Here is a 17,585-nt window from a genome sequence, read left to right as displayed (position 1 = left end):
AGGTGCGCGACCGGCACCGTCGCCACCTGTCGCTCAGTGTGATCGCCTCCGCTGCCCCCGCCCACCTTGCTCGACCCCTTTGCTCTGCTTCAACCGAGGAAACACCGGCGTCTACCTGCTGTTCTGCATCTTTGGCGAGAATGAGCGCCCAGGTGTGCCCGCACGGAGCGTGTGTGTTTCCTTGGCTGAAGCAGAGCAAAGGACGCGAAGGTGGGGCGGCCCCGCACGTGCAAGTCGCGGTATGCGGCCCTCCGCCGACCGAGATCAGCGTGCCGCCTCCGCCGCCCCTGCCGCCCCTGCCGGATGGGCTGGGACGAGCGACCGGGCCAGCCTGGCGTAGCTGTCGCCTCCGTGGCCCGCCGCGATGGCCCGTTCGATGATCGATTGCACGGCCTGTAGTGGCGCGGGGTCGACACCGCGCACGGCCGCGGCGTCGCGGACGTGCGCGACCGCTGAGCCCGCCGACGCGATGCTGGAGATGTCGGCGGCAAAGGACCCGGACGTGAGTTGATCGGCGAACCGGTCGGCCATGTCGGGCAACAAGCCACCGATTCCTCTGGCGAAGCGAGCGAACGCGGTCGGGGCGATCCCTTCGGTCATGGCCAGGGCGAAGGCGTGCGCGAGCCCGCCGACGGACATGGTGAACAGGTCGAGCAGAGCCATCTCGTACGCTGCTGCCGTCCCGGCATCCGCGCCGAGGTAGGCGTTGGTGCCACCGAAGCTCTCCAGCCAGGGAAGGCTCTCGTCGAAAAGGGTTCGCGAACCGCTGTAGAGGATTGTCGCGGCCGCTGTCCCGATGGTCGGCGCGGGCGTCAGGATGGCGCCGTCCAGGTAGTTGACATTCCGCTGCGCCGCCCAGCCCGCCATGTCCCGCGCCTCGGCGGCGTGCCCGCTGCTGAGATTGACGAACGTCCCGCTCGGCGGTCGTTTGAGCCCCGACAGGATGGCGCGGACCGCCTCGTAGTTGATGACGCAGGCGATGACGACAGATGCCCGGTCTGCGGCTTCGGCCACCGTCGGAGCGAATATCGCCCCCTGGGCCACCAACGCGGCCGCCTTGGCGGGTGAGCGGTTCCAGAGCACGGTGGGGTGGCCGGCGGCGAGCGACGCAGCGGCCAGCGCCCGGCCCATCGGGCCGAGCCCCAGGACGGCGACGGCGGCGGATTGATCGTCCAGGTTGCGGTGTGTCACAGCGACGACGCTAAACCTTTACGTTGACGTGAAGGTCAAGCCCTGATCTGCTGTCGGTGTGCGGATCAGCGAACTGGCGCGGGAGGCCGGCACCACCCCACGCGCCCTGCGCTACTACGAGGAGCAGGGCCTGTTGCGACCGGCCCGTCTCGCCAGCGGCTACCGTCACTACGACCCCCAGGCGCTGCGGGTGGTGCGGCACATCCAACTGTTGTTGTCCGCCGGCTTGAACACCGCAGCGATCGCCGAGATCCTTCCCTGCATCCCGGATGACGCCACCGTGCTGGCTCCCACCTGCCCCGAGCTCCTCGACGCTCTCGCGGTGGAGCGCGATCGAATCACCACGTCCATCGACCAGCTCGCCGGTGCTCGCGCGGTTCTGGACCGGCTCATCCAGGCCGGCGCCCGGGCCCGCGACCAGTTCTGAACACCGTCCGGCCTGTGAAGGGTGGCCGCCGCGACAACCTTCTGCGGGGTCGCCGCGTGGTAGGGGCGTGACCGACCAACAGAAACCCCTGTCCGCGACGGACCGGTCCTACGTCGCGTTCGTCGAGGTGGCGTGGGAGCGACATATCCGGCTGGCCATGCTGCTCTGCGGCGACCGGTGGCGGGCCGAGGAGTTGCTCCAGGACAGCCTGGTCCGGGTCTACGAGCGGTGGCGGCGGCTGTCCCGGCTCGACGACCCGCACGCCTATCTGCGCCGGGCGCTGGTCAACAACCACACCTCGGTCTGGCGGCGACGCCGACGCGAGAGCCTCGTCGCGGACGTCCCCGACCGGGCCGCCCTGGGCGACGGCGGCGACCCCGACGCCGACGTCCTGCGCCGGGCGCTGCTGGCGCTGCCGGCGAAGCAACGCGCGGTGGTGGTGCTGCGTCACTACGAGGACCTGAGTGAGCGCGAGGTCGCCCAGGTGCTGGGTTGCTCACTGGGGACGGTCAAGAGCCAGAACGCCCGCGCACTGGGCACGTTGCGACACCTCCTGGACAACTCCTTCGACTCGGTGAGCAGGTGACAGTCATGAACGACATCGACGACCGTCTGGTACGCGGACTGCACGACCTCGTGGACGGCGAACCGGATTCCGCCCCGGACGTGCGGGCGCTGATCGAGCGCGGCCGGCAGGGTCGCCGCCGCCGGGCCACCGCATTGGCCGGTACGACCTGCGCACTGCTGGCGTTGGGCGTCGGCACCGCCGTCACCGTGACGACGAACGCCCCACCCGAGCGCCCCGGCGTCACCGCCCAGGCCGCACAGCCGGTCCCGCCGGCGCTGCGCCTGGTCTCGGCGGCCACCGCCAGCGAGAACATCAGCTACCGGATGCGCCTCACCAACTCGGGCCCGGGTGGGCTGACGTACGAGGGTGCGTTCGACCCGAGGACCGCCACCGGGTACGTCCGCGTGCCGCACGACGACTCCATCCAGGTCGAGCTGCTGATCGACGGCACCCGCTACGAGGGCGCGGAACGGCCGCAGGGCGAGCTGCCGGCCGACAAGGGGCCGGGCGAGACGTACGGCCGCTACGGGCAGTACCCCGGTAGGTACGACCGCCTCTCGCTACAGGGCGACGGGAATGCCGTGCTGGGCGCCGCCGCACCCGACCCGGCCGCCCTGTTCGCGGCGCTGAGGAGCGCGAACGCGACGGTCACCGAGAACCCGGACGGCACACTGCACTTCGCGTACACGACGGCGGATCGGGACGGGTCGACCAGCACGGCCGGGGACGTCACGCTGGACCGCGACAGCCGGATCGCGATGGTGGCGCTCACCTTCAGCTGGCAGTCGACGGCGAAGGGCCGACTGGACCAGGGGACGGGCACCTCGACGCTTCAACTGTTCGACTACGGCGTCCCGGTGCAGGTCGAACGCCCGACCGACATCGTCATGATGTCGAAGTAGCGGCGGGTGGCCCGGCGTCCACGCTTGTGGACGCCGGGCCGGAAGTGGCAGGGCGCAGCCGCCACCACGCGCCGCAGACCAGGGCCACGGTGACGACGGTGACCGCGACGTCGCCGGCCAGGGCCGCCGCCGGACTCGCCGGGGAGTAGGGCGGCACCAGGTACGCGAAGGCGGCGGCGCTGACCACGTTCGCCGAGGCGGCGGCGAGTACGTGCCGCTGCCCCCAGCGCGCGCCCCTCGACCAGTACGCGACAAGTGCGCCGACCGCCGCCGCGAGTGCCAGCGCGACGAGCACCCCTGCCCAGCCGGGCGTCACGTCGGTGAAGAAATGGGCGAGGAACACCAGCAGGCCGACCCAGAGCGGGTGCGGCACCCGGCGGGCGCGGCGGGGGTGGGTACGACGCCAGCGGGGCAGCAGGGCCGCCGCGACCAGGGCGAGGACGACCGCCGTGGCGAAGGTCAGTTGCAGCGGGCTGGCCAGGAAGTTCTTGCGACCCTCGGGCGAGGCGAAGACCAGCAGGCTGCCGAGCAGGTAGAGCACCCCGACCACGGCCAGCCCGGGTCGCCCGAGCCACGGCTGGCGTCGCCGCTTCGCGCCGAGGAACGACTCGACGAACACGATCGGCGCGCAGATCGTCAGCAGGATGTGGTTGCCCACGTAGTCGTACGCCTGCCGGAGGCTGAACCCGAGCCCCGGCACCAGCGACGCCTCGGCGGCGGCTCGGGTGTCGGCGTACTGCGTGTCGTCGAGGTAGCCGGGGTTGAACAGCGACTGGTCCACCAGACCGGCCTGCAGGACCCCGAACGCGGCGGCGAGCAGCACGATCGTCGGCCATCCCGCGCCGAGGCGTCGGGCGGTCTCCCGGATCAGGATCGCGGCCCCGCCGTACATCGGGCCCAAGGCGATGATCACCGGGAGGAAGTCGTCGATGGCGAAGCCGCCCCACGAGCACTCGGCCGCCCAGGGCGCGAGCAGCAGCAATGCCACCACCGGCACGAGCCGCCGGCGCAGCGGCGGACGGTCGGCGAGGTCGGGGGCGGCCTGCGGCGCGCCGGAGTTGTCGGCGGAATCGGGTTCGGTCGGCACGGACGCTCCTCGGCTGCTCGGTCGGGGGTCGCCGGTTACCGTGCGCGGGCCACCCGGCCAGGCGCTACGGCCATCGGCCGACGACGACGGCGACCAAAGTCGTTGCGTAGGGTGGTGCGGACGTCGTCACCACCGGGAGCACGCGGATGCAGCCACACGCCACGGCCGAGGAGTCGGTCCCGCCCACCGCCACCGAGATCCCGCTGCTCAGCTACCGCGACGAGGCGACCGGTGAACGCGTGGACCTCACGACACAGCAGGTCGGCGCCTGGTCCGCGCGCAGCGCGAGCCTGCTGCGGGACGGCTGCGGGCTTGGTCCCGGCAGCCGCGTAGCGGTGCTACTGCCGCCGCACTGGCGTACCGCCGCGGTGTTGTTGGGCGCGTGGGCGTGCGGCCTGGCGGTGTCGTTCCGGCCGCGCGCCACGGCGGGCCTGCCGGTGCTGGAGCCCGGTGGCGACCGGCCGTTCGACGCGGTCTTCGTGACGCCCGAGCGCCAGAACGACTGGTTGGAGGACGTGCCGGACGCGCCGCACCGCTACCTGGTCGGCACCGGGCCGGGCCGGCTCGCCGACGTGCCGCTGGGCTGGCTGGACTGGTCCGCCGAGGTGCTTCGCCATGCGGGCGTCACGCCCGACCACACCGCGATCCGCCCGTCGGACCCGGCGAGCGCGGACGGCACGACCTACGGGCAGTGGGGAGCGCTCGCCCGGGAGGTCGCCGGGATGCTCGACCTGCGCGCCGGCGACCGGCTATTGGTCGACGCGGCCGAGCACGAGCAGCCGCTGAAGTGGTTGCTCGCGCCGCTCTCGGCCGGCGCGTCGGTGGTCATCAGCGCCAACCTCGACCCCGCGCGCCGGGACGCGGTCGTCGCCGCCGAGCAGGTCACCCGAATCCTCTGACCCGCCTAGATGTGGGATCTTGCCTCTTCGACCTGTCGAACGATGACGTGGGCGCCGTGCGCCTGTGCGATGGCGGCCGCCTCGTCGAGGGTCGCGAGCGCGTCCGCATGGCGGTCCTGGGCGGCGGCGACGTAGGCCAGCCCGACCATGTTGGCGGCCACGCCCGGCAGTGCTCCCACCTCCCGGCGTAGCCGCGACGACTCCTCCAGGCGTTCGCGCGCCTCCTCCAGCCGACCGGCCATGTGCGCCGCGATGCCCAGGTGACGCAGTGCCTCGGCCTGGGTCGACCGGTCGCCGACCTGCGCCGCCAACTGACGGGACCGATCCAGGTACGGAACGGCGGTCTCGTTGTCGCGCCGGACGATCTGGTGCAGGCAGCCGATCCAGAACAGCGCCTCGGCCTGGCCGCGGGTGTCGGCGAGCGACTGGTACAGCTCGCTCGCACGCTCGAACAGCGGCAGTTCGGCCGGGTCCTCGACGGGTGAGGTGCCGCTGCGGGCGCGTTCGCCGAGAAAACGGGCATGCAGGATCCGCCCGCGGGCCAGCGCGGCATCGGCCTCCACGGCGTCCAGGTCCCGTTCGGCGTCCGCCAGTACGCGGGCATCGCCGCTGTACACGGCCCGTTCGTAGAGCGTCCTGGCCCGTTCGATGCGATCTTCGGCCTGCACCGCCGCCCCCGTCCTGGCCTCGCCACTGTCTGCCGGATCAGCAGCTTAATGCTCCGCAGCCGCGCGGAGTGCCCCCATCAGCGCTAGCGAACTCTGTTCCGTTACAGCGCCATCTGCCCTGCTCAGAGGGTCTTTTGTGGAGGTCGTCGACGTGTTCTCGCGGTCCTCACCGCTACCGCCGCGACGTTCCTGGCGTCCGGGGCGCTGGCCACCGCCGCCCCCGTGACCGAATCCCCGGGCGTCACCGCGTGCGCCGGCGAGCAGAGCGCCGCCCGGGTCACCGCGGGTGCGACCGCCCAGGAGCCGGCGCTGTACTCGAAGAACGAGGCCAACGCCTACGGCGTGATCAAGGACGTGCCGCGTCTGCCCAACGGCAGCGTGACCGTGCCGACGGTCTTCCACATGGTCTCCGAGCATCCCTTCAGCGCTGCCGAGACGGCCCGCTGGAAGACCCTGATCGCGGCACAGATGACGGTGCTCAACGACTCGTACGCTGGCCGCACGGCGGCGGACGCCTCCGACACGCCGTTCCGGTTCTCGCTCGTCGACACGACGTGGACGGTGAACAGCGCCTGGTACACGGTCGAGCCGGGCAAGAACGAGCGCGACATGAAGAAGGCGCTCTACACCGGCGACTCGGAGACCCTCAACGTGTACGCGGCCAACATCGGTGGCGGGCTCCTCGGCTGGGCGTACTCCCCGAAGGGCTACAACAACGGCCGCGACTACATCGACGGCGTGGTGATGCTCGACGAGTCGATGCCGGGCGGCACGGCCGGCAAGTACGCCCTCGGCGACACGCTGACGCACGAGGTCGGGCACTGGCTGATGCTGGAGCACACCTTCGCGCACGGCTGCTCGGCGTCCGGCGACTTCGTCGCGGACACCCCGCGCGAGGCGGCCCCGCAGTTCGACTGCCCGGTGGGCGCGGACTCCTGCACGGCACCCGGGCTGGACCCGATCCACAACTTCATGGACTACACGCAGGACTCCTGCATGGACATGTTCACCGCCGGCCAGGCCGACCGGATGAGCGGCGCCTGGGTGGCGTTCCGCGCGGGCGGTGCCGGCTGACGCGCCCCCGCCGGGCAGCTTGAGTGCGTTGATCAAGAGGTTTGCGTCACCGGAGTGCGTGATCGGTGACGCAAACCTCTTGGTCATCTCCGGAAGAGGGCTCGCCGGGAGCAGGGCGCGGTGTGGTCGGGCGGTAGGGCACAACGGCCGCCGCCGGGTAGTCGCTGATCGCAGAAAACCCAGTGGCGTACGCACTGCTGGTCCTCGGCCGACACGGTCACCCCGCCCGGCTCGACACGGGCGCTGAGCCGGGCCAGCACACGGGCGGCGGTCCGGGCGAGAATCCGGGCCCGGAGCAGGTCGGGCGCGGTGACCGGCAGGTGGATCACCCAGCGTTCGGTCATCGGTTTTGGCTTGCTGCCGTCGGTGGTCGGTCCTTGCGTCGGCTCACCGGCCGGTGGATCAGGTCGCGCACGGGGACCGCCCTTCGTCGGGTCGTGCCGAAGTGGAGGGGGCGGCCTCCGCCGGTTGCGGGCGGCGGAGACCGCCCCACCCTGCGACCGCAGCCTTGATCGGCGGTACGGCAGCAGGGCCGCGCCGGGGGAGCGCGGGGGGTGGGGTCTCGGCGGCGATGCGAGACCGGTACGAGAGGCGCCAACCGACCGCAGCAGCACCGCATCACCGACAGTGACACTATTGCCACCGAGTCACCTATGTCAAGCATGTCTGTGAGTCAGCTACCCACTTATGTCACTCGTGCTATGTGTGTTGCCTGTGTCGAAACGGCTGATCAATACTGGGTGGGCCAACCGACTGCAAGGGGCCCCACGTGCCTATCCCACCCACAATGGACGAACTACTCGACGCGCTCACGAGAAAGATCAAGGACGGGACGTACCCGCCTGGGTCGCAGCTTCCTTCTGGGCGCGCGCTGGCGGATGCGTACGACGTCTCGCAGTCGACGATCAGCCGGGCGGTGGCGAGGCTGCGGAAGCAGGGTGTGCTGGTCGGCCGACCGGGTCGCGGCGTCTTCGTCGCGGAGTCCACCTGACGCTGACCGCGCTGGCCGCCTGTGGGTTGGTCAACCGTCCGGGCAGCACACAGCCGTTCCGTCGGCGGAGAAGCGGCGGTCCTGCGATTGTGCTCAAGCTTTACAGAGCCAAACCACCTTTGCTCGGCTAGGGAAATGCGTGGAAGCCGAAAGAGCCGCAGAACGACAGGCCGGTGCCAGGTCACGTTCTGGTAGGCCATTTCTTGTCCGATCGACCCAGGCGAGCCGAGGAGATGCGCTCGGCCACGTCCGCGCGGTCGTCAAGGTCGGCCTGTCATGGCGATCCGGAGGGCTTGGTCGCTCGAAGGGCACGTCGATGGTCCGTCGACGGGGTGGGCCTCGACGTGGCGCGAGGCCCTAGGAACTACTCAGGATGCTGCGGAAAACGGAAGGGCCTCCCAACTCGTTGAATCCCATACAGCTCTCCCAAATCCGAGGACTCAACAACAACAAATCGGTTGAGGTTTCCGCCTACGGAGGGGCGCTGAACCAGGGACAAGACGTACCTGAACAGAGACCCGCTCAGAGGTGGCCCCGAGGAATCGTGCGCGCTGAGGTCGGCTTCCGCTTCCCGAAGTAGATTCTCCGCATAGTCTTTAAGCTTTTGTGGGTTCCGATCGAAAGTCTGGATGAGCTGGACGACGTTGTCGGCAAAGCGTCGCCAGCTTCCCGGCACGAGAGCTTCGGGTATCAAGCCGCGGCCTACCAACGCCTTGAAGCCGTCAATGAGCAGAGTCTTTACTTCCATTTCCGGCCAGGGTGAGACTCGAACGGAGTCGGCTGCATGGTCGAAAGCAACAATAATTAGCTCAATCTGCTCTACTGCGGCTTTCAGTTGGGCGGCCAGGCGCAGTCGCTTCCAGTCGGCGTTGTCTGCCTTATAGACGAGATCGTGGGTAACTAGCGAAAGTGCATGCTCAAAAGCAGTTAGTACTTGGACCTCGAAAGTTACGTCTCCAAGTCCAGGCTGTCGCCTTGCTGCTTCCTCGGCTCTCATCCTTCCATACCATCGGAGGCCGTCGAAGCGGAAGACGTCGGGCGCCTTCTTTGCTTGACTGCGATCTCTAGTATTGATTTGTTGAAAGCTCTGAGCCAGCTTGCGCAGCACCTCACCCTCTAGCTCAGGCACCGGAATCACTATGGTGCATGCGTAAAGGTCGTCGAGATCCTCCCATGAGGAGAAGCGACCGCCTTCGAGCTTCTCATTCAAGGACTCTAAGTCTTTGATGCGATCGAGAAACATGAACTTCTTCGAGTCGCAATACGGCCGCAGGGTTTTCGAGACATAATCTCTGAGCTCCCGGAGAAGCGGCGCGCTCTGCTCGTATGCGAGCCGCAATCGTTCTGGGGCGGGCATCTCTACTTTTTGCCCACGATTACGTCCCGAATGATCTCTATTCTGTCCCGTCGTTGTGCTAGGTCATTAGAGGCTGATCTTGCGGCTTCAAAATATCGGCGTGCGTGGTCAAGGTTAGCGCGAATGCCGTCGTTATTCACAGCTGCAAAAAAGTGGTCGAGTCGCGCCGTAGCGGTGGATGCATCTGGAAGGCTGCCGGCGCGGTCCAACTCTAGGATCGAGCCGTAGAGGGAGTAAAAGTCTGCTTGATTTCGCAGTCGCTTTGCCTCCCCTGCCTGAATTCTATCAGCCCATGACCTAATGACTGCGATGACCGTATTGAATTCCTCTTCTACTTCCGGCCCGTTCTCCCAGTCCTCATCCCTCTCGCTGTAAGCTGCATCGAGATCGTTCTGCGAGTATGACTCGATACCCCGTTCGGTCAGAAGTAGTAGTTGAACAACCAGTTCGACGTCCTTCATCTGCCGCCGCGAAGACGCCGCGATTCGAGGGAAGTCATTCGGAAGCTTCCGCAGCATCTCTGCAGTCAGTCGTTCTGCGGCAGTGGCGAACAAGCCTGAGTACTTTGCATGCCTCAGTTCCTGAGGTGTCAGTTTCGCCACATTCCGGTTGATGCGGTCAAAGATGTTGCTCAGAGTGCCTTCGTCGGTTGACGGCAAAAACTCGATCGAGAACTGGTAGGCGTAGACGCTTCGTTTCTCCGCGCTGCCCAAGTCGGGAAAATAGATTCCCGAAAGTCGCGGGATCGAGGCCTTCTCGCTTACCGGGAACTCTCCATTAATGAATTCGAAGACTGTCTGCAGGCGCTGCTTTCCGTCTACAACGGCGTAATTGGTAACGCCTTCGTCGGTGATGTCCTCGAAGATGAAGACGGCTGGCGCGGGATAGTTGAGGAGAACCGTGTCTACGAAGTAGTCCTTGTAGGACTGATTCCATACGCTACGACGCTGGTAGGGCGGATCGAGGTCAAGGAGGCCGCGGCGGTGGAGGTCCAAGAACCAAGCGACAGGCTGGGTTGTCTGTCGGCGCTGTTCAACCACGCTCATCTCCAGTTCAACTCGAGCGTCGTGATGTCTTGGACACCGTACCTTCACCCGGAAGGTGAGACGGTGCCGCAGCCGTTCGCCGAGCGCAGCTACTCGGGCAAGTTCAACCGGCGCGTCGGCGAGAGCCTGCACCGCGAGCTGGCCATCCACGCCGCCGAGGATGGCATGAGCCTCAACCAGTACGTCCTACGGAAGCTCAGCGCCGCATGAGCAGAGCGCAGTTGATCAACTAACTGTTCACCCTCGCTGCGCCCGTTTCTCATCAAGCTCGCCTGGCGAGTTCGCCAACGGCCGGCAGGGTCACTGAACGGCCGCGCCCACCGGCGTGCCACAGCCCTGTAGACCGGAGCGCTGGCATGCCCGAAACCGCTCGGTGGCCCCGCCGCGTCGTGATGTCGGCGGCGGCCACCCTCGCCCTGCTCGCACCGGCGGTCCCCGCCGCAGCCCACCCCTACGGCTATCCGCAAACCGTGACCATCGCGGCGGACGCGGCCCGCCCCGACGTGGTGCACCTGAGGTGGAAGCCGGGCGGTGTCGACGAGCTGACTCTCCTCGGCGTCCACCTCGGCCTGCTGCCGCAGGACCGCGTCCTGCTCGACGGTGCCGTCGACACTCGGGAGAAGGACGCGACGATCCTCGCCGGATCTAAGCTGTTCGCGAACTACCTGCTCAGGCAGATGACCGTCAGCAGCGACGGGCACGCGTGCGCCGGCGTCGTCGGAAAGGCGAGCGACTCCGGTGTGGACGTCGACTACACCTGCCCAGGCCCGATCGGTGTCGCCCGCATCGAAATCCGGATGCTGAGCGACCTGGACCCCGCGTACCGGACGGTGGCGACCGGGCCCAAGGGCAAACGCCAGGTGTACGGCCCCGACGCGTACTTCCACGACTGGCTGCTCGGCGACGCGCCACCGTCAGCGGCTGCCGACAGCGGGACGGGCCACGACCGCGGCACGGCCCAGCTGGCAGCCCTGGCCGTCGGCCCCCTCCTGCTCGTCGCGGCCGCTGTCTCGATCCTGCGACGGCAGGTACGTCGCCGACGGGTCAGCCGCGTTCGACCGTCGTCCTGAGACCGGCCGCCACCAGGGCGGCCCCCCTGCCCGCCGCAGTCGGCATCACGGCGTCGGCGGATCCTCGCACCCAACAAAGGAGAAACCCCGCCATGACGCACGAACAACGTGCGCGCCGGAAGCGAACACGCGGACTCCTGTCCGCGATGGCGCTCGTCCTCATCGCCGGACCGGCGACGACCCTGCATCCGGCGCTGGCCGGAGCGGTGGCCGTGCCGGCCAGTGCGATCACGCCGCTGATCAGTCTGAGCGACGGGCAGAACGTCGAGGGCATGGTGCCTGTCGTCGTCGAGCCGGTCACCGAGAACGACTCCGTGACCACGCTTGCGGTCGACGGCGACAAGATCGCCGCCGACAAGACCGCAGGCACCGCCCACTTCGCGTTCGAGATGGGTGGCAACGGCACCGAGGCCCGCTACCGCAACTACCTCACCGTCAACGGGCACACGGCCGAGGCCGACCGGGTCTACTTCCCGGACGTCCCGGGTGGACGGGTCGGCACCCTCGACTTCCCGGGCGACTGGCTGAAGCCCGGCCCGAACACCGTCTCGGTCCACGCCGGTGCGAACTGGGTCGACACCACCACGAAGACCGCCGTCGGCTACGAGGAACTGCCGAACGGCGAGGGTGGCCGCTGCCCCAACTACGACGACTACGCGCTGAGCAGCATCAGCCTCAGCCTGCTCGGCGTGGTCGCCGACGGCGAGCAGAACCTGTTCAGCTACAACTTCGGCGACGGCACCTGCGGCAGCTCGGCGAAGCTGCTCAACCAGGACCTGACCTTCGTCATCTCCGGCGAACCGGGCAGCACGTCCGGCCTGCGTACCGACCTCGACACCACGAAGCTGACCAACGGTACGCACACCGTCAGCGCGACGAGCCTGTCGGGCGCGAAGACGAGCGTCACGGTCGACGTCAACAACGCCCCGGCGGGCGCGGCCGTCGTCACGCCCGGTGACGGCGCTCGCGTACGCGGAACCCAGCCGGTCATCGCCGCGCTCGCGACGGACGGCAAGGACCGCGTCGAGTCGCTCGCGATCGACGACAAGCCGGCCGAGAACGCGGAGACGCTGGCTGCCGGCACCGCCACTCTCGGCCTCACCGTGGAGGCGGGCAACTCGATCGAGGCCCGCTACCAGAACTACGCGCTGGTCAACGGCCACCGGGTCGACCTCGGCGGTGACTACGGCGCGCTCGGCGCGGAGGCCGTGAGGCTGGCGTTCCCGAACCGGTTCCTGCACCTCGGCGACAACGTCGTACAGGTGCGCACCGGCGACTACAACGGCACGCTCAACGGCGCTACCTGTGCCAACCACGACGACTTCACGCTCATGCGGGAGGCCACCAACCTCACGCTGAGCACGGCGGGCACGGTGACGGCAGGCACCACGTACCTGGTCACCACCAGCGGCACGACCGTGACGAAGGCGGAGACGACCGCCGCGTCCCTGGCGCTGGGCGACGGCACCTGCGGCGCCAACAAGGACGCCGAGTTCCACTTCACCGTCGCGGACGCGCCGACGACCCGCACCGTCGACACCCTCGCCAGCGGCGGCGACGCGCACCTGAAGGCGTTCGTCGGTGGCAACGGCAGCGACAACGGGTACGACAACAAGGTGCTGGTCAACGGCATCCCGCTGGAGATCGGGATGTGGGAGAAGGAGGTCGCCGACCTCGCCTTCCCGAACGAGTGGCTGGTGCCCGGCGTCAACGCCTTGGAGTTCGTCGCGGGCAGCGACCACGGCAGTGCCAAGCCGGGTGGCTGCGACAACTACGACGACTTCACGCTGCGGGACTTCGAGCTGCTGCCCAGCGGCGCGAAGGCCACCCGGTTGACCCGCTCGGTCGCGCAGACGACCGTCACCATCGGCTCGGCCACCTACCCGGCCGGCTCGCCGGTGACCACGTACGTCGGTGACGGCACCTGCGGCAGCAGCTTCAACGGTGGCCTCACCACGATGGTCCTGTTCGACGTCACCGCCCAGGACGGCTCGGCGCTGCCGGCGCTGGGCAAGCGCGCCGACGTGGACACCACGACCATCGCGGACGGCGTTCACACCATCAAGGCGGTCGTCGGCGACAGGACGTCCACGCGGCGGTTCACCACCGACAACACCGCGCCGGAGATCGCCAGCAGCGTCCCGGCGGCCGGTCAGCGGCTGACGTCGACAGTGGCGCTCAACCTCACGGTCAAGGACGCCAGCGGGGTTGTCGGCACGCCGGCCATCACGCTCGACGGCGCGGTCGTCAAGCAGGGCGACCAGATCGGTCACGGCCTGCCGGCCGGCGAACACGTTATCGCGATGACGGCGACCGACGCGCTCGGCAACACCGCGACCCGCGAGGTGCGCTTCAGCAGCGCGAGCATCCCGGACGTCCCGACCGAGCTGAACGCCACGGTCCGGAACACCGACCCGCTCTCGGCGGAGCTGTCCGCCCGGATTCCTGGTGCCGGGGGTGTCGGTCTGACCGCGACCTTCACCAAGGCCGACGTCGTCCTGCCGACCAAGGGTTACCAGGGCGAGGCGGCCGACGTGCCGACCACGCTCGACGTCCAGCACGACCGGAGCGTGGACGTCACGTCGCTGCGTCCGCTCGACGGCTCGACAATCGACAGCCCGTCCGGCCGTGGGGTGGTCTTCCAGCGGTACGACCTGCCGCTGGGCGCCACCAAGCAGGAGCCGACGTTGCGCTGGTCGGGCAGCATCGACCCGGCGCGAATCGTGGCGCTGCGCGCCTGGAACCCGGCCACCGGGAAGTGGGTCGTGCTCACCAGCTTGCGTGGCAAGGCCGGTCAGGACACCGTCCTGACCGCGTCGGTCGAGGCCGGCTACCGCGACGGCGGTGTCGTGCACGTGCTGGTCACCGGCGAGGACCCGTTCGCCGACGATCTGTCGCCGCGCGACTCGACGGCGCAGAACGACAAGGACCGCTTCGAGGACCCCGCGTCGTACGACTTCTCGTTGGCGCACTTCACCGACACCCAGTACGTCACCGAGGGCGCGGCCGGCGGCACGTACGACGACTTCGACGGCAACGCCGAGCCCTCGGACGTCGAGACCGCCGAGGAGCAGGCGATCTGGTCGGCCGCGTACCGCGACCAGATGCAGTGGATCGCCGACAACGCGGACAGCCGCAAGATCGCGTACACCGCGCACACCGGCGATGTCATCGAGAACGACTACTACGACCCGCTGGCCAAGAACCCGGACGGCTCGCTGAAGCGGCCCGGCCTGAACGAGCAGGTGGAGAAGGAACTCGCCACCGCCTCGGGCTTTCAGAAGATCCTCGACGACAACGGTGTCGTCAACCAGGTCATCGCGGGCAACCACGACGACCAACTGGGCGCCGAGACCGGCCCCACCTCCCGGTTCAGTCGGACCTTCAGCGCCGACCGGTACTACGGGACGGCGAAGGCCTGGCCGAAGGGCACCGAATACCACGCCTGGGACGAGAGGACGAACGCCGACGGCTCGGTCACGCCGGGCAAGGACAACCAGAACAACTACCTGCTGTTCTCCGCCGGTGGCCTGGACTTCGTGGCGGTCGGTCTGTCGTACGGCGTCACGCCGGCCGAGGCCAAGTGGGCCGACTCGATCTTCAAGCGGTACAAGGACCGCAACGGGATCCTGCTCTCGCACGACTACCTGAAGCCGTCGGCCAACCCCGACGGTCGCGGCGCGGACTTCTCCGCTCCGGACGGCTCGCCGTTGTTCAAGCAGGTCGTCGAGACCAACCCGAACGTCTTCCTGGTGCTCGCCGGACACGAGCACGGCGTCGGCACCAACCTGAAGTCGAAGATCGGCGTGACGGTCAGCCACGACGTCGTCGAGCTGCTGGCCGACTACCAGTTCTACACGGTCACCGCCGCCGAGCTGTGGCCGAACCAGGTCGCCGCCGACGGCACCATCGACGTCAACGGCGACGGCACACCGGACCACAAGGCGACCGACCGGTTGCAGTTCGGGGCGAGCTTCCTGCGGCTGCTCCAGTTCGACGTGGACCGGGCCGAGATGCACATCGACACGTACTCGCCGTTCCTCAAGAACTTCGGGGCGACCGAGTACGACATCCGCCAGGACGGCAGCCAGCCCAAGCCGCGCTACAACGGCTCGGAGGACAACCTGACCCTGCCGGTGGACCTCACCACCCGCAAGACGTCGTTCACCACCGACTCGCTCGCCGCGTACGTGCCGGCCGGCACGATCGGCACCGACGAGGTCACCTCGAACGACGTGGCCACGACGACGTGGGACAAGCTCCAGCCGGGCACCTCGTACGGCTGGATCGTTTCGGCGAAGAGCGCCGACGGCGGCGAGGCGGTGGCCCAGCCGGCGGTGTTCACGACCGCCAAGAGGGTCCCGACGATGACCGTCACCACCACCCCGACCGCCTGGGGCACGGCGGCGACGGTGACAGTGCAGGTCGCCGCCGGCAGCACGCCGGTCACCGGCGCGGTGGAGTTGCGCGAGGGCACGACAGTGCGCGGCTCGGCCACGCTGACCAACGGCACGGCGACGTTCACCCTGCCGGTGGGCCTGGCCGGAGGCCAGCACGCGCTGACCGCCTCGTACCCGGGTGACGACCACCTCACCGCGGTCGAGGCCACCGCCACCCTGGCGGTGAACCTGCCACCACAGTGGAGTTCGTCGACGGTCTACAACGACGGTGACCGGGTGACCTACCAGGGTCGGGTGTTCCGGGCCTCCTGGTACACGAGGAACCAGAAGCCGGGCGCGGACGCCAACGGCGCGTGGCAGGAAATCGCCATGACCGAGGACGGTACGGCGATCTGGACCGCGTCGCGGATCTTCAACTCGGGCGACGTCGCGATGTACGACGGTAAGAAGTGGCGGGCCCAGTGGTACACCCGCAACCAGAAGCCGGGTGACCGCAACGGGTCGTGGGAGGAGATCGCCCCGACCCCGCCGGACAACAGCCCGGCCGCCTGGACGCTGACAAAGGTGTACAACGCCGGCGACCGGGTGTCCTTCAAGGGACACGCCTACGAGGCGAAGTGGTGGACGCGCGGCCAGCAGCCGGGCGACCCGAACGGCCCCTGGAAGCTGATCAAGTAGTCAGATCCGCGTGACTGCCGGCCCGGGACCGATGCTGGTCCCGGGCCGGTGCGCTCTTCTCCCTTGATCGACTCGGTTTCGCTAAACCCGGGGCATCAACGTGCCCCGGATGCCGCGACTTTCACGAAGCCGAGTCGATCAGGGCCGCGCGAACCTTTTGATCACTAGGGAAGCGTGGGGCGTTACAGGGCGAACAGGAGGGCGGCGTCGAGGAGGACTACTGCGGCCGTCGCGAAGTGGATGCCGAACGCTACGGCCTTCGTGCCGCCGTTGCGCAGCACGATGAGGGTGTCGCCCAGGGGGACGAGCGCGACGATCAGCATGAACCACGCGACCGCGTCGGCAGTGGTGAAGGCGATCAGGGCGAGGCCGATCAGCCCGAAGGTGAGGTCCTTCAGTCCTTTGACGGTGAGGTAGGCGGGATCGCCGTCCGGTCGGGCCGGTACGCCGTACCCGGCTGCTGCGGCCTGCGGCACCAGCAGGAACCGCGCGCCGATGAAGACGACGAAGAGGCTGAGCACGATGGCGAGTCCGTAGGCCAGGGGTGACAACATGATCCGCTCCAGTTGCTAGCGCCGCTAGATGTAGGAGCAACGCTAGCAGAGCAATGACAGCGGCGCTAGCGGTGCTAGGGTTGTTGTCATGTCGACTCAGACGCGCCGGGAGCGCGAGCGGGCGGAACGGGAACGCGCCATCATCGCCGCCGCCCGCGACCTCGCCCTGGCGGAAGGCTGGGACGCGGTGACCACCCGGCGGCTAGCCGCCGAGATCGAGTACAGCCAGCCCGTCCTCTACAGCCACTTCAAGGGCAAGGACGCCATCATGGCGGCGGTCGCCGTCGAGGGCTTCGCCGAACTGGCGACCACGCTGGTGACCGCCCGCGCGTCCGTCGCCGACCCGCGACAGGCGGTCGCCGACGTCGCGGCCGCGTACGTCAGGTTCGCCGAGCAGCGGCCCGCGCTCTACGACGCGATGTTCACCCTCGCCGTGGACCTGCCGTTCGCCAGCTCGGACGTGCCGACCGACCTCGCCCGCGGCTTCGCCGAGCTGGCCGAGACGGTGCGCCCGTTCGCCGGAGACGGTGACCTCGAGGTCCTCACCGAGACGTTCTGGAGTGGCCTGCACGGTCTGGTCACGCTCATGCGCAGCGGCAGGCTTCGCCGGGAAGGCCACGACCGCCGGCTCGCGGTGCTGGTCGACCGCTTCTCCCGCTGACCGAGGCCTGAG

The 17,585-nt window shown here is 68.6% G+C and carries 17 protein-coding genes; 10 read left to right on the top strand and 7 right to left on the bottom strand.

Annotated elements, in window-relative coordinates; translation table 11 throughout:
* Positions 1–264: 264 nt before the first annotated feature.
* The gene (locus ABZU91_RS07420; protein ID WP_355235374.1) at positions 265–1,191 is read right to left on the bottom strand and encodes an NAD(P)-binding domain-containing protein; all 927 of its coding nucleotides are present in this window, start codon (positions 1,189–1,191) and stop codon (positions 265–267) included.
* A 58-nt stretch (positions 1,192–1,249) separates the two neighbouring features.
* Between ABZU91_RS07420 and ABZU91_RS07415 the strand changes: the two genes are divergently transcribed.
* The 3 genes from ABZU91_RS07415 (at position 1,250) to ABZU91_RS07405 (ending at position 3,088) form a co-directional block, all read left to right on the top strand.
* Complete coding sequence (locus ABZU91_RS07415; protein ID WP_355235371.1) at positions 1,250–1,618, top strand: MerR family transcriptional regulator; 369 nt, start codon at positions 1,250–1,252, stop codon at positions 1,616–1,618.
* Positions 1,619–1,685: 67 nt separating this feature from the next.
* Positions 1,686–2,204, top strand: a complete 519-nt coding sequence (locus ABZU91_RS07410; protein ID WP_355235368.1) for a SigE family RNA polymerase sigma factor — start codon at positions 1,686–1,688, stop codon at positions 2,202–2,204.
* A gap of 5 nt (positions 2,205–2,209) precedes the next feature.
* Complete coding sequence (locus tag ABZU91_RS07405; RefSeq protein WP_355235365.1) at positions 2,210–3,088, top strand: hypothetical protein; 879 nt, start codon at positions 2,210–2,212, stop codon at positions 3,086–3,088.
* Here ABZU91_RS07405 and ABZU91_RS07400 read toward each other — a convergent pair.
* A complete protein-coding gene (locus ABZU91_RS07400; protein WP_355235362.1) occupies positions 3,072–4,175 on the bottom strand; it encodes a hypothetical protein in 1,104 nt (367 codons plus the stop codon). The genes ABZU91_RS07405 and ABZU91_RS07400 overlap by 17 nt on opposite strands.
* A gap of 146 nt (positions 4,176–4,321) precedes the next feature.
* On the opposite strand from ABZU91_RS07400, the gene ABZU91_RS07395 reads away from it, so the two are divergent.
* Positions 4,322–5,074 (top strand): TIGR03089 family protein, encoded by a 753-nt coding sequence (locus ABZU91_RS07395; RefSeq protein WP_355235359.1) that lies wholly within the window; start codon positions 4,322–4,324, stop codon positions 5,072–5,074.
* Positions 5,075–5,079: 5 nt separating this feature from the next.
* Here ABZU91_RS07395 and ABZU91_RS07390 read toward each other — a convergent pair whose 3' ends face one another.
* Entirely contained in the window at positions 5,080–5,742 is a 663-nt protein-coding gene (locus ABZU91_RS07390; RefSeq protein ID WP_355235356.1) for a tetratricopeptide repeat protein, read from the bottom strand.
* A 222-nt stretch (positions 5,743–5,964) separates the two neighbouring features.
* Between ABZU91_RS07390 and ABZU91_RS07385 the strand changes: the two genes are divergently transcribed.
* Positions 5,965–6,816, top strand: coding sequence for a zinc metalloprotease (locus ABZU91_RS07385; RefSeq protein WP_355235354.1), 852 nt, complete (start codon positions 5,965–5,967; stop codon positions 6,814–6,816).
* A gap of 83 nt (positions 6,817–6,899) precedes the next feature.
* Here the strand turns inward: ABZU91_RS07385 and ABZU91_RS07380 are convergent, their stop codons facing one another.
* Complete coding sequence (locus ABZU91_RS07380) at positions 6,900–7,160, bottom strand: hypothetical protein (RefSeq protein WP_355235351.1); 261 nt, start codon at positions 7,158–7,160, stop codon at positions 6,900–6,902.
* A 443-nt stretch (positions 7,161–7,603) separates the two neighbouring features.
* Here ABZU91_RS07380 and ABZU91_RS07375 point away from each other — a divergent pair, with 443 nt between their 5' ends.
* Positions 7,604–7,807: a winged helix-turn-helix domain-containing protein gene (locus ABZU91_RS07375; protein ID WP_355235348.1), complete on the top strand. Its 204-nt coding sequence runs from the start codon at positions 7,604–7,606 to the stop codon at positions 7,805–7,807.
* Between the two features lie 364 nt (positions 7,808–8,171).
* Here ABZU91_RS07375 and ABZU91_RS07370 read toward each other — a convergent pair whose 3' ends face one another.
* Both ABZU91_RS07370 and ABZU91_RS07365 read right to left on the bottom strand, forming a co-directional pair.
* On the bottom strand, positions 8,172–9,164 hold the full coding sequence (locus ABZU91_RS07370) for a hypothetical protein (protein WP_355235346.1): 993 nt from the start codon (positions 9,162–9,164) through the stop codon (positions 8,172–8,174).
* A 2-nt stretch (positions 9,165–9,166) separates the two neighbouring features.
* Complete coding sequence (locus ABZU91_RS07365; protein WP_355235344.1) at positions 9,167–10,204, bottom strand: DUF262 domain-containing protein; 1,038 nt, start codon at positions 10,202–10,204, stop codon at positions 9,167–9,169.
* Positions 10,205–10,273: 69 nt separating this feature from the next.
* Here ABZU91_RS07365 and ABZU91_RS07360 point away from each other — a divergent pair, with 69 nt between their 5' ends.
* From ABZU91_RS07360 to ABZU91_RS07350, 3 genes are all read left to right on the top strand, one after another.
* On the top strand, positions 10,274–10,420 hold the full coding sequence (locus ABZU91_RS07360; protein WP_355235341.1) for a toxin-antitoxin system HicB family antitoxin: 147 nt from the start codon (positions 10,274–10,276) through the stop codon (positions 10,418–10,420).
* 146 nt (positions 10,421–10,566) lie between these two features.
* Complete coding sequence (locus ABZU91_RS07355; protein ID WP_355235339.1) at positions 10,567–11,280, top strand: hypothetical protein; 714 nt, start codon at positions 10,567–10,569, stop codon at positions 11,278–11,280.
* Between the two features lie 92 nt (positions 11,281–11,372).
* Positions 11,373–16,358 carry a carbohydrate-binding protein gene (locus ABZU91_RS07350; RefSeq protein ID WP_355235338.1) on the top strand — a complete coding sequence of 1,662 codons (4,986 nt, stop codon included), beginning with the start codon at positions 11,373–11,375 and terminating at the stop codon, positions 16,356–16,358.
* Between the two features lie 182 nt (positions 16,359–16,540).
* Here ABZU91_RS07350 and ABZU91_RS07345 read toward each other — a convergent pair whose 3' ends face one another.
* Positions 16,541–16,912: a DUF4267 domain-containing protein gene (locus ABZU91_RS07345; RefSeq protein ID WP_355235335.1), complete on the bottom strand. Its 372-nt coding sequence runs from the start codon at positions 16,910–16,912 to the stop codon at positions 16,541–16,543.
* 88 nt (positions 16,913–17,000) lie between these two features.
* On the opposite strand from ABZU91_RS07345, the gene ABZU91_RS07340 reads away from it, so the two are divergent.
* Positions 17,001–17,573, top strand: coding sequence for a TetR/AcrR family transcriptional regulator (locus ABZU91_RS07340; protein WP_355235333.1), 573 nt, complete (start codon positions 17,001–17,003; stop codon positions 17,571–17,573).
* Positions 17,574–17,585: the final 12 nt, after the last annotated feature.

The sequence above is a fragment of the Micromonospora sp. NPDC005174 genome (assembly GCF_040608495.1).
GTDB lineage: Bacteria > Actinomycetota > Actinomycetes > Mycobacteriales > Micromonosporaceae > Micromonospora.
The sequence above is the reverse complement of the archived record's forward strand: the minus strand, read 5'-3'. Positions and strand labels throughout refer to the sequence as shown.

Coding starts and splice junctions, on each gene's coding strand:
- ABZU91_RS07380 (WP_355235351.1), bottom strand. CDS start 7,160: ATGACCGAACGCTGGGTGATCCACCTGCCGGTCACCGCGCCCGACCTG.
- ABZU91_RS07375 (WP_355235348.1), top strand. CDS start 7,604: ATGGACGAACTACTCGACGCGCTCACGAGAAAGATCAAGGACGGGACG.
- ABZU91_RS07345 (WP_355235335.1), bottom strand. CDS start 16,912: ATGTTGTCACCCCTGGCCTACGGACTCGCCATCGTGCTCAGCCTCTTC.
- ABZU91_RS07350 (WP_355235338.1), top strand. CDS start 11,373: ATGACGCACGAACAACGTGCGCGCCGGAAGCGAACACGCGGACTCCTG.
- ABZU91_RS07395 (WP_355235359.1), top strand. CDS start 4,322: ATGCAGCCACACGCCACGGCCGAGGAGTCGGTCCCGCCCACCGCCACC.
- ABZU91_RS07370 (WP_355235346.1), bottom strand. CDS start 9,164: ATGCCCGCCCCAGAACGATTGCGGCTCGCATACGAGCAGAGCGCGCCG.
- ABZU91_RS07405 (WP_355235365.1), top strand. CDS start 2,210: ATGAACGACATCGACGACCGTCTGGTACGCGGACTGCACGACCTCGTG.
- ABZU91_RS07355 (WP_355235339.1), top strand. CDS start 10,567: ATGCCCGAAACCGCTCGGTGGCCCCGCCGCGTCGTGATGTCGGCGGCG.
- ABZU91_RS07340 (WP_355235333.1), top strand. CDS start 17,001: ATGTCGACTCAGACGCGCCGGGAGCGCGAGCGGGCGGAACGGGAACGC.